Origin of the sequence: Cellulosimicrobium composti (assembly GCF_009711085.1) — a bacterium.
Classification (GTDB): Bacteria; Actinomycetota; Actinomycetes; order Actinomycetales; family Cellulomonadaceae; genus Cellulosimicrobium; species Cellulosimicrobium composti.
Genome location: NZ_WMKA01000001.1, coordinates 130,645 through 145,897, shown reverse-complemented (window position 1 = coordinate 145,897; position 15,253 = coordinate 130,645). Strand labels below are relative to the sequence as shown.

11 protein-coding genes are annotated in these 15,253 nt (G+C 75.7%); 2 read left to right on the top strand and 9 right to left on the bottom strand.

What is annotated here, in order from left to right:
- Positions 1 to 2: 2 nt before the first annotated feature.
- The 4 genes from GJV82_RS00625 to GJV82_RS00610 form a co-directional block, all read right to left on the bottom strand.
- Entirely contained in the window at positions 3 to 296 is a 294-nt protein-coding gene (locus GJV82_RS00625; RefSeq protein ID WP_047232478.1) for a WXG100 family type VII secretion target, read from the bottom strand.
- A 124-nt stretch (positions 297 to 420) separates the two neighbouring features.
- Positions 421 to 1,152 (bottom strand): HD domain-containing protein, encoded by a 732-nt coding sequence (locus tag GJV82_RS00620; protein WP_155097872.1) that lies wholly within the window; start codon positions 1,150 to 1,152, stop codon positions 421 to 423.
- 260 nt (positions 1,153 to 1,412) lie between these two features.
- The gene (locus GJV82_RS00615) at positions 1,413 to 3,089 is read right to left on the bottom strand and encodes a sensor histidine kinase (RefSeq protein ID WP_225872959.1); all 1,677 of its coding nucleotides are present in this window, start codon (positions 3,087 to 3,089) and stop codon (positions 1,413 to 1,415) included.
- A complete protein-coding gene (locus GJV82_RS00610) occupies positions 3,086 to 3,823 on the bottom strand; it encodes a response regulator transcription factor (protein ID WP_155097871.1) in 738 nt (245 codons plus the stop codon). Before GJV82_RS00610 ends, GJV82_RS00615 begins: the two co-directional genes overlap by 4 nt.
- A 114-nt stretch (positions 3,824 to 3,937) precedes the next feature.
- On the opposite strand from GJV82_RS00610, the gene GJV82_RS00605 reads away from it, so the two are divergent.
- Positions 3,938 to 5,167, top strand: a complete 1,230-nt coding sequence (locus tag GJV82_RS00605; protein ID WP_318657126.1) for a winged helix DNA-binding domain-containing protein — start codon at positions 3,938 to 3,940, stop codon at positions 5,165 to 5,167.
- A 25-nt stretch (positions 5,168 to 5,192) separates the two neighbouring features.
- Here GJV82_RS00605 and GJV82_RS00600 read toward each other — a convergent pair whose 3' ends face one another.
- Positions 5,193 to 5,792, bottom strand: coding sequence for an NYN domain-containing protein (locus tag GJV82_RS00600; RefSeq protein ID WP_115943166.1), 600 nt, complete (start codon positions 5,790 to 5,792; stop codon positions 5,193 to 5,195).
- A 118-nt stretch (positions 5,793 to 5,910) separates the two neighbouring features.
- Here GJV82_RS00600 and GJV82_RS00595 point away from each other — a divergent pair, with 118 nt between their 5' ends.
- Positions 5,911 to 6,666 carry a type 1 glutamine amidotransferase gene (locus GJV82_RS00595; protein WP_318657125.1) on the top strand — a complete coding sequence of 252 codons (756 nt, stop codon included), beginning with the start codon at positions 5,911 to 5,913 and terminating at the stop codon, positions 6,664 to 6,666.
- A gap of 101 nt (positions 6,667 to 6,767) precedes the next feature.
- On the opposite strand, the gene GJV82_RS00590 is transcribed toward GJV82_RS00595, so the two are convergent.
- The 4 genes from GJV82_RS00590 to GJV82_RS00575 all read right to left on the bottom strand — a co-directional run bounded on the left by GJV82_RS00590 (position 6,768) and on the right by GJV82_RS00575 (position 15,155).
- Entirely contained in the window at positions 6,768 to 7,571 is an 804-nt protein-coding gene (locus tag GJV82_RS00590) for a PspA/IM30 family protein (protein ID WP_024841980.1), read from the bottom strand.
- Between the two features lie 92 nt (positions 7,572 to 7,663).
- Complete coding sequence (locus tag GJV82_RS00585; protein WP_318657124.1) at positions 7,664 to 9,700, bottom strand: TPM domain-containing protein; 2,037 nt, start codon at positions 9,698 to 9,700, stop codon at positions 7,664 to 7,666.
- 166 nt (positions 9,701 to 9,866) lie between these two features.
- Positions 9,867 to 11,546 carry a DNA repair helicase XPB gene (locus GJV82_RS00580; RefSeq protein WP_155097869.1) on the bottom strand — a complete coding sequence of 560 codons (1,680 nt, stop codon included), beginning with the start codon at positions 11,544 to 11,546 and terminating at the stop codon, positions 9,867 to 9,869.
- 60 nt (positions 11,547 to 11,606) lie between these two features.
- Entirely contained in the window at positions 11,607 to 15,155 is a 3,549-nt protein-coding gene (locus GJV82_RS00575; RefSeq protein ID WP_225872958.1) for a helicase-associated domain-containing protein, read from the bottom strand.
- Positions 15,156 to 15,253 lie beyond the last annotated feature (98 nt).

The following is a 15,253-nucleotide window of genomic DNA, read 5'->3' as shown; positions in this document are numbered from 1 at the left end:
GGCTATCGCGTGGTGAACAGCCGCGCGGCCTGGGACTCGGCGTCGGCGTAGGTCTGGGCGGCCGCGCCGAGCGCGGCCGTGATGTCGTCGAGCGCGAGCTCGACCTGGTTCTGCGTGGTCTGCCACTGCGCCATCACGCCCGTGAAGGACGTCGCCGCGCCGCCTCGCCACGACGCCTGCAGGTCGGTGAGGTGGCGCATCATGGCGCCGACCTCCGCCCGGATCGCGGTGACCGACCCGTTCACCGCCGCGCTCGCCTGGGCGACCCGTGCGCTGTCGACCTCGTACCGGCTCATGTCGTCCTCCGTCGTCTCCTCGGTCCGCGGACCGCCCTGCACGCGGCGGGCGCCGGTGCGACGACGACGCTAGCCACGGGACGCCGGGCGGCGTGTGCACGGCGACGCCCCTGTGGACGGCAGATCAGGAAGTGGGGCCTGTGGACGGCGTGGATGCCTCCGCCAGCTTGAGCTGCTCCTTGCGCAGCCGCTGGAGCTCCGCGTCCAGGTTCTGCCGCGCCGGTTCCTCCCACGCCGCGCCGAGCGGGCTCGAGAAGAGCGACCGGCGGTCGAGCAGCTTGGTGAGGATCGCGATGCGGGCCCGCACGTAGTCGGGCTTCGGGATGTGCGCGTACTCGTCACGCACGTCCTTGAGGTACTCCTTGTAGCGCTGCGGCTCCGCGGCGAGCATCGCGAGGTCGGCGTCGCACAGCACCGCGCAGTCGAAGTCCGACGCGTCGGGTGCGTGCCGCACGAGCGCGTTGACGAGGTAGGCGACGCGGCGGACGGCCGGCTCCGGGACCCCGAGCGAGGTGAGCTCCGTGTGGGCGAGCGCGGCGCTCGCCGACTCGTCCTCGCCGCCCTTGTTGGCGTACGTCGCTCGTCCCTTCGCGTCGAAGATCGCGCCGTGGTACCAGGCGGCGAGGCGCACCAGGTCGGGGTCGTGCGTCTCCTGGGAGAGCTCGTCGACCCGGCCGAGCACGTCCGCGAGGTGGCGCAGGTTGTGGAAGTGGCGGTCCGGCTGGTCCCAGCGGTCGAGCAGCCCCTGCCCGACGGCGCGGATCTCGTCGTCCGGGGCGGTCGCCCCTGCGCCACGGGCGCTGCGGACGAACGAGGAGAGGAACCACTGCGGTGCGTCGGCGCTGTTGACGCCCATGAACTTCAGCCTTCTTCGACGGTGACGAGGAGATGACGGAGGTCGTCGTCGCCAGGGTGGTACCTGACGCGGAGGCCCCCGCGTCGCCGCGTGGCCTCACCACCAGCCTAGGTCGCGCGGGACGACCCGCCATCGTAGCCCGCACTCGGCGGTGCACGGGACCGGTGCCGTCGGGGCGCTCGGGGCATGCCTGGCCGGGCGCTCGGGGCATGCCTGGCCGGGCGCTCGGCGGACGCGCAGGTGGGGCGCGGTGCGGACCGTCAGGGGGCGAGCGGGAGGTCGACGCGCACGGTGAGCCCGCCGCCCGTCGTCTCGCTCACCGAGACTCGTCCCCGGTGCGCGCCCACGATCGCGGCGACGATGGCCAGACCCAGGCCCGAGCCCCCCGACGCGCGGTTGCGCGAGGAGTCCGCGCGGTAGAACCGCTCGAACACCCGGCCGCGCTGCTCGCTGGGGACGCCCGGCCCGTGGTCCCGTACCTCGAGCACGGCGACCGCGTCGACGGCCGCGCCGTCCTTGCGCGCGTCCGGTGGGGCGGCCGGTCCGACCGTGCCCAGCGCGATCTCGACCGGTGTGCCCGCGGGAGTGTGGCGCGTGACGTTGCCGACGAGGTTCGCGAGCACCTGTCGCAGCCGGTCCTCGTCGCCGACGGCGCGGAGCGTCGCCGGCGCGGACGCGCCGGGGGCGAGTCCCACGAGCCCGACCTCGCGCGTCGGGTCGAGCGCGTGCAGGTCCTGCGCGGAGTCGCGCGCGAGCGAGACGAGGTCGACCGGCTCGTGCCGCAGGGGGCGGCCCTCGTCGAGGCGCGCGAGCGCGAGCAGGTCGTTGACGAGCGTGCCCATGCGCGTGGCCGAGTCCTCGATGCGACCCATCGTGTCGTCGACCTTCGCGGGCGTGTCGAGCGCGCCCATCCGGTAGAGCTCGCCGTAGCCACGGATCGTCGCGAGCGGTGTGCGCAGCTCGTGGCTCGCGTCCGACACGAAGCGCCGCATCCGCTCCTCGGACGCCTCCTGGACGGCGAACGCCTCCTCGATCTGGGTGAGCATCGCGTTGAGGGACAGCGCGAGCGACCCGACCTCCGTGGTCGGCGGAGCGGGTCGCACGCGACGCGACAGGTCGCCCGCGGCGATGTCCGCCGCGGTCTCCTCGATCTCGCGCAGCGGCCGCAGCGCGCGGTGCACCGCGAGGTACGCGACGGCGCCGCCCACGAGCGCGATCCCGAGCGCCGAGAGCGCGAGCGCCCGGCCGAGCACCTTGACGGTCTCGTGGATGCCGGTGAGCGGCAGCGCGACGAAGACGGTGCCCACGTTCTGGCTGCCGACCGAGAACGGCTGCGCGACGACGCGCCACTCCGCGGGGTCCGTGCCCCCGGTCGAGCGCACAGTGAACGGCTCGCCGGCCAGGAGCTCGACCTCCTGGTCGGAGAGCGCGGGGATCGTGGGCTCGCCGAAGCGGGAGATCGTGGCCTTCCAGCTCAGCCCCTGCTCGGTGCCGGACGGGTCGCGGAACAGCACGAAGTAGTCGCTCGGGAGCTGGCTCGCCGCGGACGGGCTGTTGAGCAGCGACGCCCCGATGCCGCCCGCCGACGTGCGCAGCTGCGAGTCGACCTGCCCGACCAGGTAGCTCGACACGACGGTCGTCGTCACCGCCGACGCGAGCCCGAGGCCCGCGGCGAGGAGGAGCACGGTGATGGCGACGAGCCGGGCGCGCAGCGGGACGCGCGCGAACCAGCCCCACCCCTCGGTGGGGACGGGGCGTCCGAAGGGGCGTTCCGCCGTCGGCCCGCCGTCGCCCGGTCCTGCCGGCGTCGCCGCCGCGGGGGCGGTGCCGCCCGTGCCCGACGGCGCGGGGTCGCCCGCGCGCGACCCGGGCGGCTGGGGAGGGGGCGGCGGGACCGGGCGGGAGCCCGACGTCGTGCGGTCGGGACCGGTCGTCATGTCGCCGTCGGCGGCTGGCGCAGGAGATAGCCGACGCCGCGCTTCGTGTGGATCAGGGGCGGCAGGGCGACGGGCTCGCCATCGGGGCCGGGCACGGTGAGGTTGTCGATCTTGCGGCGCAGGTAGGAGATGTACGACTCGACGATGTTCGCGTCTCCGCCCCAGTCGTACTGCCACACGTGGTCGAGGATCTGCGCCTTGGACAGCACGCGCCCCGCGTTGAGCATGAGGTACCGCAGGAGCTTGAACTCCGTGGGGGACAGGTCGACGTCGACGCCCGCGCGCCGGACCTCGTGCGAGTCCTCGTCGAGCTCGAGGTCGGCGAAGCGCAGCACGGCGTCGTCGACGGGCTCGGCGTGCGTGCGGCGCAGCACCGCGCGGATGCGCGCGACGACCTCCTCCAGGCTGAACGGCTTCGTCACGTAGTCGTCGCCGCCGACGGTGAGGCCGGTGACCTTGTCGCGCGTGTCGTCCTTCGCGGTGAGGAAGACGACGGGCGTGTGCTGCCCCTTCTCACGCAGGCGGCGCGTGACGGTGAACCCGTCCATGTCGGGCAGCATGACGTCGAGCACGACGAGGTCGGGGTCGACGTCGCGCACGAGCCGCAGGGCGCTCTGCCCGTCCGCGGCGGCGTGCACCTCGAACCCGGCGAAGCGCAGGGACGTCGCCAGCAGCTCGCGGATGTTCGGCTCGTCGTCGACGACGACGAGGCGTGCCTCGGGGGTGGTGCTCATGGGTCCCAGTGTCCTCCCCCGGTCTGGGAGGCGCCTGGGAGGGGGCTCGACCGTCCCGGGCCGGCGCGGCGCGCCCCGCGGCCCGCCGTGGGTGGCCCGCGGCAGGATGACGGAGTGCGGATCACGGTGGACCAGAGACGGCGCCGGCTGGTCGCCCAGCAGCTCGCGCTCGCCGCGGACCTGCCCGGGCGACCCGCGGCACGGAGCCCGGAGGACGTCGTCGACCGGCTCCTCGCGCTGCACGCGACGGACGCCCCGAGCGTCTACCTCTCGGTGCTCGCGCGCGTGCCCGGCCTCGTGCTCGACGACGTCCGCGACGCCCTGTTCGGGCGGCGCACGCTCGTCAAGGTGCTCGCCATGCGGCGCACGATGTTCGTCGTGCGCCGCGAGACGGTGCCGGTCGTGCACGCCGCGGCGGCGCTCGCCGTCGCGCGCCGCCTGCGCACCCGGCTGCTCAAGGAGCTCGCGACGCTGCCCACGGACCCTCCCGTCGACGACGCGGAGGCGTTCCTCGCCGCGGTCGAGGCGCAGGTGCACGACGCGCTCGCATCGCAGGGACCGCTCGACGGCGCGAGCCTGTCGCGGGCCGCGCCGCTGCTGCGGACGGCGTTCCTGCCCACCACCGCCAAGACCTGGGACGTGCGCCGCACCCTGACGTCCCCGCTCACGGCGCTCCTCTCCGCCGAGGGCGCGGTCGTGCGGGGCGAGCCGCGCGGGTCGTGGTCGTCCAACCGGCACGTCTGGTCCCCGGTCGAGGACTGGTTCCCAGGCGGGATCCCCGCGATGGACGAGGCGGCCGCGCGCACCGAGCTCGCCCGGTCCTGGCTCGAGGTGTTCGGCCCGGCGACGGTCAAGGACCTCGCGTGGTGGACGGGCTGGAACCAGCGAGACACGCGGGCGGCGCTCGCGGAGCTCGACGTCGTCGACGTGGAGGTCGAGACGGGCGCGCCGGACGACCCGGCCCCGCAGCCCGGCGTCATGCTCGTCGGGACGGACCTGCCGGGCGCCGCGGAGTCGCCGCTCGAGGGGAGCGTCGCGCTGCTGCCGTCGCTCGACCCGACGACGATGGGCTGGGCCGAGCGCGGCTGGTACCTCGGCCCGCACAAGGCGGCGATCTTCGACACCATCGGCAACGCGGGCGCGACCGTCTGGTGGGAGGGCCGGATCGTCGGGGCGTGGGCCGTGCGGCCGGGCGGCGAACCCGCGTTCCGCCTCCTGGAGGACGTGGGCGCCGACGCCGAGCGCGCCGTCGCCGCAGAGGCCGCGCGCCTTGCGTCGCTCCTCGGCGGCGACGGCGTGACGGCGTCGTTCCCCACGCCCCTGTACCGCGAGCTGCACGCCTGAGAACGCGCAGCCCGCGGCCGGCGCGTCAGAGGTAGCGCATCGGGTCGAACTCCTCGAGCGGGATGATCCGCACGCGGGGCAGGACGGTCGTGAACGCGCCCGCGTGGTCCTCGAGGTCGAACACCTGGAGTCCCCGGCCGGTGAGCTCGCCGAGCCGCACGTTGACGAACTCGCGGAACGCCAGGACGCCCACGCGCCGGTCCGGGTCGTCGAGCAGCGTCTCGACCTGCGGCAGGAAGTCGCCGTCGTGGCTCGCGAGGAGCACGTCGCCCGGCTGGCCCGCGATCGCCTCCAGCATGCGCTGGATGCCGATGTCCACGACCTTCTCGTTGCCCGACCCGGCCAGCGGGATCGGGCGGTAGCCCATCGCGAGCAGCGCCTGCACGAACGACATCGGCATCTGGCCCGACGACGCGTTGAGGAAGAACAGCGGCGTGACGTCCTGCCCCCAGGCCTGGCGCGCGAACTCGACGATGCGGTCCCAGCGCGGGCGCTCGTCCGGCGCGGGGCGGTGCCCGAGGACGTTCATGCCGAGCGTCGCGTCGATGTTCTCGCCGTCGACGACGAGGTAGGTGCGGCGCGGCGTCGTCAGCGAGCGGCCGTCGGGGGTCTGGAGGTCGGACATGCCGGTCAGCCTATCCGTGGGGCGGGGGCGCGTCGCTCGGGCGGTGGGGCCCGCGCCGGAGCGTCCACGAGGTGAGGGGTTGCGTGACCGCGCCCCGGAGTGGGTACGGTCGGACCTCGTGACCTACCACACCGACGCCACGGCCGCGACCGGAACCGTCCGGATCACGGTCGTCCAGAACTCCCCGGACGTCACGCTCGACGCCTTCGCGGGGCACCTCGCCGCCGACCTGGACGTCGTGCGCGCGCACGACGGCGACGCCGTCCCGGGCGTCGACGCGCTCGGCGACGGCCTCGTCGTCCTCGGCGGGCACGTGTCCGCCCACGACGACGAGCGTGCGCCCTGGCTGCCCGCGCTGCGCGAGACGCTGCTCGCCGCCGCGACGGCCGGCGTCCCGACCCTCGGCATCGGCCTCGGCGCACAGCTCCTCGCCGTGGCGGGCGGGGGGCAGGTCGCGGTCGCGGCACCGCCCGGGCGCGAGGTCGGCGTGACGCGCGTCTTCTGGCGCGCCGAGGCCGAGACCGACCCCGTGCTCGCGGCGCTCGCCGCGGGCGAGGACCCGGCACGCCACGTGACGAGCAGGCACGCGGACGCGGTCGTCGAGCTGCCGCCGGGCGCCGTCTGGCTCGGGTCCTCGAACGTGTACCCCTACCAGGCGTTCCGCCTCGGCTCGGCGCTCGGCGTGCAGTTCCACCCCGAGACGACGCGCGCGAGTCTCGCGGCGTGGTGCGACGCGGACGACGACGTGGACACCGCGGCGACGCTCGCGACGTTCGACGAGCACGCGGACGACCTCCTCGGCGGCGGGCGTCGGCTCGCCGAGGCGTTCGTGGCGGAGGTCCGCGCCCGGGCCGAGGACCGCATCCTCGTCTGACGCCCCCTCACGACACGGCCGAGCATGCGGTTCTCGCCCGTCCTGCGGTCAGGACGGGCGAGAACCGCATGCTCGGCGCGAGGGTGGTGCGGTGTCGGTGGTCACCAGTCGCTGGTCGGGGCGTCCTGCGCACTCGTGCCCGACTCGATCGCGGGCGTGACCTGGGTGGGGGACACCTGCGGCGCGGGCGACGACCCCTGCTTGAGGGCCGCGAGACGGGCCTCGATCTCGACGGCCTCGCCGGACGTCTCGAGCTCGGCGAACTGCGCGTCGATGCTCGACGCCGCGACCTCGGCCTGACCGATCGCCTGCGCCTCCTCGCGGCGCACGATCTCCTCGTAGCGTGAGATCTCGCTCGTCGGGTCGAGCACGTTGATCGAGCTGATCGCACCCTGCACGGTCTGCTGGGCCTGGGCGCTCTTCTGCCGCGCGACGAGCGAGTCGCGCTTCGACTTCAGCTCACCGAGCTTGTCCTTCATCATCGCGAGGCCCGACTTGAGCTTCTCGACCGACTCGCGCTGCGAGGCGATGAGCGGCTCGGCCTGGCGCACCTCGGCCTCGGCGGCGATCTGCTTGCCGAGCGCGACCTTGGCGAGGTTGTCGAACTTGTCCGCGTTCGCCGCGTCGCCCTGCTGGCGGTAGCGGTCCGCCTGCGCGGACGCGGCGGCCGCCTTCTGGCCCCACTCCTGGACGGCGGCGACGTCCTCGTTGTAGTCCTGCTCCGCGAGGCGCAGGTTGCCGATGGTCTGCGCCACCGCCTGCTCCGCGTCGGCGATGTTGTTCGTGTAGTCCCGCACGAGCTGGTCCAGCATCTTCTGCGGGTCCTCCGCGCTGTCGAGGAGCGCGTTGATGTTCGCGCGCGCGAGCTGCGCGATCCGTCCGAAGATGCTCTGCTTCTCCGCCATGGTCGTCCCTCTCTGGTGAACCGTCTCGTGCTGGTCGGTGCTGTGTGGTGCCGTCCGTCGGTAGGTCGTGGTCCGGGCCGTGCGTCGTGGTGTCAGAAGCGACCGCCACGGCCCGAGCGTCCGCCCGACGACCGGCCGCCGGAGCGTCCGCCCGACCGTCCGCCGCCGAACCCGCCGCCGCCGTAGCCGCCGCCGAAGCTGCCGCCGCCGAACCCGCCGGAGCGGCCACCACCCCCGCCGCCCCGCAGGATCGAGTCGAGCAGGATCCCGCCGAGCACCATGCCGCCGACGTTGCTCCCGCCGCCCCCGCCGAACATGCCGCTGCCGCCCTGGGACGACTGCCAGCTCGACGCGTCCTGCTGGGCGCGCTGCGCCGCGGACTGCGCCTGGGCGTCGGCCTGCTGCGCGCGCTCCAGCGCGGCGACCGGGTCGGTGGGCTGGAGCGCCCGGGCCTCGCCCAGCAGCCGGATCGCCTCGGACAGGCGCGTCCTCGCCTCCGGCCCGACGGCGCCGCGCCGCGTCTCGATGAAGTCGTTCGTCGCGCGGACCTGCGAGTCGACGCGCGCGAGGGTGTCGCGCAGGAGCGCGTTCGCGCGCGCGGCCTGCTCCGCGCGCTCACGGAACGGGGCGAGCGCCGCGTCGAGCGCCGCCTCGGCCTCCGTGAGGCGGCGCAACGCCGCGAGCGGGTCACCGCCCTCGCGCGCGGCACGCGCCTCCGCGACGGCGTCCTGCGCCTCGGCGAGCGAGGGCGCGACCCCGGGGTCGCCGGGCGCGAGCCGGCCGGCATCCGCGATGTCCGACGTGATGGACGCGAGCCCCCGGTCGAGGCGAGGGCCCGACTCGGCGAGGTCGGAGCCCGCGCGGTCCACGGCGTCGAGCAGCGTCACCGCCTGGCCGACGGCGTTCTGCGCGGCCCGCGCGAGCGCGACCGCCGTCGCGCGGTCCTTGCCGGCGAGCGCCTCGCGCCCGCGGGCGACGGACTCGCGCGCCCCCGCGACGAGCGCCTGCGCCTGCTCCGGGTTCTGCACGACGGACGCGAGCGACGCCGGCGGGTACGTGCGAGCGAGACCCTCGAGCGTCGCGCGCGCAGGCTCGACGCGCGCGAGCACCTCGGCCGCGCGCTGGTCGGTCTCCTCCAGCACCTCGGGCGCGCGGGCCTGCAGGTCGCGCAGCTCGTCGAACGTCCGGGACTCGGCGTCGAGCGCGTCCGCGACCTCGTCGCACAGCGCGACGATGCGCGCCATCATCTGCCGGGCCTGCGGCTCCGTCTCCGGCTGGTCGTCGTCGAGCTGCTGGCGCAGCGCGAACGCCTCGGAGACCTTCTGCTTGCCCTCGGCGAGCACCGCGGAGAACTGCCGCGTCGCCTCCAGGCCGAACTGCGCCTGCGCGAACCCCAGCTCCTGCTCGGAGGTCTTCACGGCGTCGTCGATCGCGACGAGCGCCGCGCTCGCCCGGCGGTTGAGCTCGTCGGTGGGCAGGGCCGCCAGCTCGTCGCCGTCCGGAGCCGCCGCGGACCCGGTGCGGCGCCGCTTCGCGACCGCCCGCACGACGAGCACCACGACCAGCACGACGGCGCCGAGGCCCAGGAGCACCCAGAACCAGGAGACGCCGGAACCCTGGCCCGCGCCGCGCGCGACCTCCGCCGCGGCGATCGCGGCACCCGCCCAGTCGTCGTCGCGCAGCTCGTCCTCGACGGCGGACACCATCCGGTCGAGCTCCGCGTCCGACAGCGACACGTTGTTGTCGTACGACAGCCCGTAGCGCCGCTCCTCGGTCGCGACGGCGAGAAGGAGGTCGTCCACCCCGAGCCCCGACGCGTTGGCCGTCGCGTTCGCCCAGTCGACGCCGTCCATGCCGTCGAAGCTCGGGACGTACACCACGAAGAGCTGCAGGTCGGTGTCCTCGGCGAGACGGTCGAGCGCGTCCTGCACGGCGCCCGTGCGGTCGCCGAGCACGCCGTCCGGGTCCGTGATCTCACCCGCCACGTCCATCGGTGGCACGGCGCGGGCCGAGCCCGCCGGGACCACGAGCGCGAGGAGAGCCAGCAGCGCCACGAGCAGCACCAGGGCCGCAGGGGCGCCTCGATCCGCGGCCGTGCGGGGGCGCGAGGGACGTTCGGCCGTGCTCACGGCCCGATCCTTTCCCACGCTCCCAGGTCCCGCAATCGCTGCGGACGCGCCGCGGCCCGCCCCGGAGAGGGGGCGGGCCGTCAGTGCTCAGCGGTTCGGGCTCGTGGTCGGACCGGGCGTCGTTCCGTGCCGGGCGGGTGCCTTGCTCCGCTGCGGCCCCCACCCTCTACTGCACGACGCCCAGGTCCTCCGCGTCGACGATGCGGTAGGCGTACCCCTGCTCCGCCAGGAACCGCTGCCGGTGGGCCGCGAAGTCCTGGTCCACGGTGTCGCGCGCGACGACGGCGTAGAAGTGCGCCGTCCGGCCGTCGGCCTTGGGGCGCATGACGCGGCCGAGACGCTGGGCCTCCTCCTGGCGCGACCCGAACGACCCGGAGACCTGGATCGCGACGGACGCCTCGGGCAGGTCGATGGAGAAGTTCGCGACCTTCGACACGACGAGCCGCGAGATCTCGCCCGTGCGGAACGCGTCGAACAGGCGCTGGCGCTCGCGGACGGTCGTCGCGCCCGTGATGAGCGGCGCGTCGAGGTGGTTCGAGAGCTCCTCGAGCTGGTCGAGGTACTGCCCGATGACGAGCACCTGGTCGTCCGGGTGCTGCGCGACGATCTGCTCGACGACCCGGTGCTTGCCCGTGGCCGTGGCGGCGAGGCGGTACTTGTCCTCCGGCTCGGCGACGGCGTATGTCATGCGGTCGGACTCCGGCAGGGTGAGGCGCACCTCGACGCAGTCGGCGGGCGCGATGTACCCCTGCGCCTCGATGTCCTTCCACGGCGCGTCGTACCGCTTGGGCCCGATGAGCGAGAACACCTCGTCCTCCCGGCCGTCCTCGCGCACGAGCGTCGCGGTGAGCCCGAGGCGGCGGCGCGCCTGCAGGTCCGCGGTCATGCGGAAGATCGGCGCGGGCAGCAGGTGCACCTCGTCGTAGACGACGAGGCCCCAGTCACGCGCGTCGAGCAGCTCGAGGTGCGTGTACACGCCCTTCCGCTTGGTCGTCAGCACCTGGTAGGTCGCGATCGTGACGGGCTTGATCTCCTTGCGCGCGCCGGAGTACTCGCCGATCTCGTCCTCGGTGAGCGTCGTGCGCCGCACGAGCTCGTCGCGCCACTGGCGCGCGCTCACGGTGTTCGTCACGAGGATGAGGGTCGTCGTCCCGGACCTCGCCATCGCGCCCGCGCCGACGATCGTCTTGCCCGCACCGCACGGGAGCACGACGACGCCGCTCCCGCCGTGCCAGAACCCGTCCACCGCCTGCGCCTGGTACGGCCGCATCTCCCAGGGCTTCGGCTCCTCGCCCTCGGCGCGCGGCGGCGTCGTCGGGCTCAGTGCGATGGGGTGCTTCTCGCCGTCGACGTACCCCGCGAGGTCCTCGGCGGGCCAGCCGAGCTTCACGAGGACCTGCTTGAGGTGGCCGCGCTCGGACGGGTGCACGACGACGGTCGTGTCGTCGATCCGGTCGCCCACGAGGCCCGCGGTGCGCTTGGACTTGAGCACCTCGGCGAGCACGGCGCGGTCGGTGGCCTCGAGCACGAGCCCGTGCGTCGGGTGCTGCGCGAGCGTGAGCCGCCCGTAGCGGGACATCGTCTCCGCGACGTCGATGAGCAGCGCGTGCGGCACCGGGTAGCGCGAGTACTCGATGAGCGTGTTGACGACCTGCTCGGCGTCGTGCCCGGCGGCCCGCGCGTTCCACAGACCCAGCGGCGTGAGCCGGTACGTGTGGACGTGCTCCGGGGCGCGCTCGAGCTCGGCGAACGGCGCGATCGCCCGGCGCGCGTCGTCGGCGCGCGGGTGGTCCACCTCGAGCAGGAGCGACTTGTCGCTCTGGACGATGAGGGGTCCGTCGGTCATGTGTCTCCTTGCCGAGGTCGAGCCGTGGTGCCCGGGAGGGGGCGGTCGTCGGTGGGGTCGCTAGCGCGGCGGGGCGTCGGGCGTGACCGACGCGATGCGGTGCACGGCGACCGTGAGCTCGGCGTCGCGCGCCGGGTCCTGCGCGCGCAGGCGCCCCGCGTCGAGGGTCAGGGGTCGCACGCGGCGCCGGTCCGGCGAGCCCGTCGGCCCGACCACCTCGAGCCAGACCATCGCCCCGTCCGCGATCGCCTCGCGCAGCAGCCCCAACGCCGCGACCGGGTCGCTTGTTCCCTCGGGGCCGGGGTCCGCGGTGCGGCCACCGCCGCCCGCCGCGAGCCCGCGCGACCGGGCGGCACCGTTCCCGGCCTCGCCCGCGCGGCCCGGACCGGCCTGTTCGGCCCCCCGCGCGTCGGCGGCGCGCAGGCGCGCGACGAGGTCGGCGAACCGCTGCTCGCCGGTGCCCGCCGGCTCCTCCGCACGCACGCCCGACCCCGGGACGACGCCCGTCCGCGAACGCCCCGCCGTGCGCCGACCGACCCGGCCCCGCCGGGCCGACCCCGCGCCGTCGGCCGCGTCGCGGCGCCCCGCCCGTTCCGCGACCAGCACGCGGCCGTCCGGACCCTCGACGACGGACGGCACGCCCCGTGCGCGCAGCACCTCCTGGAGCTCGCCCGCCGGGGCGGACGACACGAGGACGGTCGGCGCGAGAAGGACGAGCCCCAGTCCGCGCAGCGCCGGGTCCTCCGCGATCCCGGCGAGCAGCACCGGGTCCTCCGCACGCACGTACGACGACGCCGTCCCCACGCGCACGCGCCCGTGCCGCCGCGCCGTGTCCCGCACCAGGTACTCGAGCGGCTGGGGTACCGGCGTGCGCGAGTGCGAGGCGAGGTCGGCGAGCAGCTCGTCGGCCGTCGCACCGCGGTCGAGCGCACGCAACACGGACTCGGCGGTGAACCGCACCGTCGTCGCGGCGCCGCGCGACTCGACGTCGGCCGCGACCTCCACGAGCCGTTCCAGCGCCCGGGACGGGCGGCCGGGGACGATGCCGGTGAGGTCGCCCTGGAGCAGGAGGTCGTCGACCTCCGGCGGGAGCACCGCCTCGAACGCCGCGCCCAGGTCCGTGGGCTCCGACGACGCCGGGTCGTCGCCGGCGACGAGCACGCGGCCCGGGGGAGCGAGCGCTCCCGCGCCCGTCACCCCGAGCAGCGCCGCCTCGCGCAGCAGGCCCGCGACCGCCTGCTCGGGCGGCACGGCGCGCGGCGTGCGCCACCGCAGGACCGCCACCACGTCCGCGGCCGCGAGCGGGCGCCCCGGCGCGAGCGCGAGCACGTCGAGCACCGAGCGGCGCAGCCGCGGCACCCACGGGCGCCACAGCTCCGGGTCCAGCGCGGCGCGCAGCGCCCCCTTCTCGTCGCGGCTCCCCACGAGCCACGGCGTGCGGCGCGAGCGCCACCAGCCGCGCGCGAGCGTCGCCCACCGGTCGCCCAGGTCGTCGTCGAGCCAGTCCTCCGCCGTGAGCGTCGGGGCGAACGTCGGCGGGTCGTCGCCGTCGTCCGCGACGAGGCCCGCCGCGGCGGCCAGCTCGACCACCGCGGCCGCCGTCGGGTCGTCGACCTCGAGCGCGACGGCCGCGCGGCGCAGGTCGCGCACGCCGAGCCCGCCCGCGCGCAGGACGCCCGGCGGGTGCTCGGTCCAGAGCGTCACGAGGCGCGCCACGAGCCGCACGGCCTCGATGCCGGCGCTCGCGGACTCGGCGTCCACCGTCGCCGCGGGGAGCTCCCGGACCTCGGGGACGGGCGGCGTCGTGCGCACGTCGCGGTGGGTGCGGCCGCCGCGCAGCGCGAGCCCGACCTCCCCCGGGAGCACGACGTGCCGCTCGTCCGTCGCGCGCAGGTACCCGTGCTCCACGAGCCACTCCGTCGCGCGGCGGGCCGCCGGGTCCGAGCGCGGCGCCACGCCGACGGGCGGGCCCCAGGCCAAGGCGTCGAGGATCGCGCGCGCACCCGGCGGCGCGTCGTCGGGCAGGTCGCCGTCCGGTGTCGCGCGCGTGCCGCCCGGGGGCCGGGTGCCCGGCGCCCCGCCGCCGGGTGCCGACGCGCCGCCCGGGGGTGCGTCGACCGGACCGAGACCGGCGGGGTGCGGGCCGAGCACCTCCGCGATCCCCGGTGCCGGGCGGAACCCGGCCGACCGCGGCCCCGGTGACCAGACGAGCGCCCGCTCGTCGAGCTGTCCGAGCGTCGTCGCGACGGTCGTCCGGTCGACCCCCGTCGCGCGCGCGACGGCCGCGGCGGTCGCGGCGGTGCCCACCGAGTCGAGCACCAGGACCGACTCGAGGACGTGCAGCGCGAGCTCGTCCAGCGACGCGAGCGCCCGTTCGAGGCTCGTGCGGTTCATCGCGCGCGCGGCGAGGGAGAGCAGCGTCGAGGGCGACGGCGTCGCGAGGTCCGGACGGCGTGCGAGCAGGGCGACCAGCGCGGCGTCGTCGCGCTGGCGCAGCGACTCGCTGTACGTCGGAGCCCGCTCGGGCCGGGAAGAGGCCATCCGTCCGATGCTACGCGTCGGCCGGGTCCCACGAGATCGGTGGTCGCGAGCGAGATCGGCAGTCCCGACCGCCGATCTCGGCAGCGCGTGCCGACGTCGGACCGGAGTGCCGATCTCACGCCGGGGGTAGGCGAGGGTCGGGTCGCAGGCCGCGGACGACGTCGACCGGGACGTGCCGGAGCACCCGCGCCACGACGTCCGACGGCCGGTCGCGCGCCGTGACGCGCAGCAGACGGTGCCCCGTGCGCTCGATCGCCTCCTGCCGCAGCTTCTCCCGCACGAGCACGCGCCCGGATCCTCGTGCGGTGCGACGCCGCCCGGCCCGGTGCGGTACTTCAGGAGGCCGTCGAACTCCAGCAGCAGGCGCCAGCGCGGCCACCCCAGGTCCGCCCGCACCGGGCCGACCTCGGTGCGCAGCGGCACCTGCGTCTCCGGTCGTGGCAGACCGCTCCGCAGGAGGACGTATCTCAGCCAGGTCTCGCGGGCCGACTCCGCGCCCGGGTCCGCGAGCCCGAGCACGTGCCGGGAGCGGCGGGACCCCCGACCGCCCGGCCGGCGGTCCAGGACGGCCGTGACCTCCGAGCGTCGCACGCCCCTCGCCAGCGCCGCGTCCGCGACGACGAGACCGTCGAGCGCGGGCATCGTGCGCAGGCAGTCCGCGACCGTGCGCACGAGCGAGGTCGTCGTGACGCCGAGGACGGTCTCGCGGTCCTCGGCGCCGACCTCGCCGACGTGCCGCGTCACGTCGCGCGCCGCGGAACCCGACCGGCGGTACGGCTGGACCACGTGGGTCGTCGCGGGGAGCTCCCACAGGGGCAGCCCGTGCAGCAGCGCCGCGGACGCGTGGCTGACGACGGGGTCGCGGCGCAGGCCACGGCCGACCGCGCGCGCCCGGTCGACCGCGAGGGTCCGCGCGGCGACGACGGGCGGGACGCCGGGCGGTGGCGCGTCCCGGTAGGCACCGCGCCGCACCCGTTCCCACGCGCCGTCGGCCAGGTGCCGTCGGACGGCGTCCGGCAGGTGCTCCTGCGCGAGGTGCAGGGTGTGCTCGGGCTCGGGTCTCGGCATGACGAGCGATCGTGCCGTCCCGCGCGGCGTCGCGGTACCCGGTGCCGGGATCTGTGGACGACGCGAGATCGGCAGTCGTGCCCGACGTCGGCAGTTCC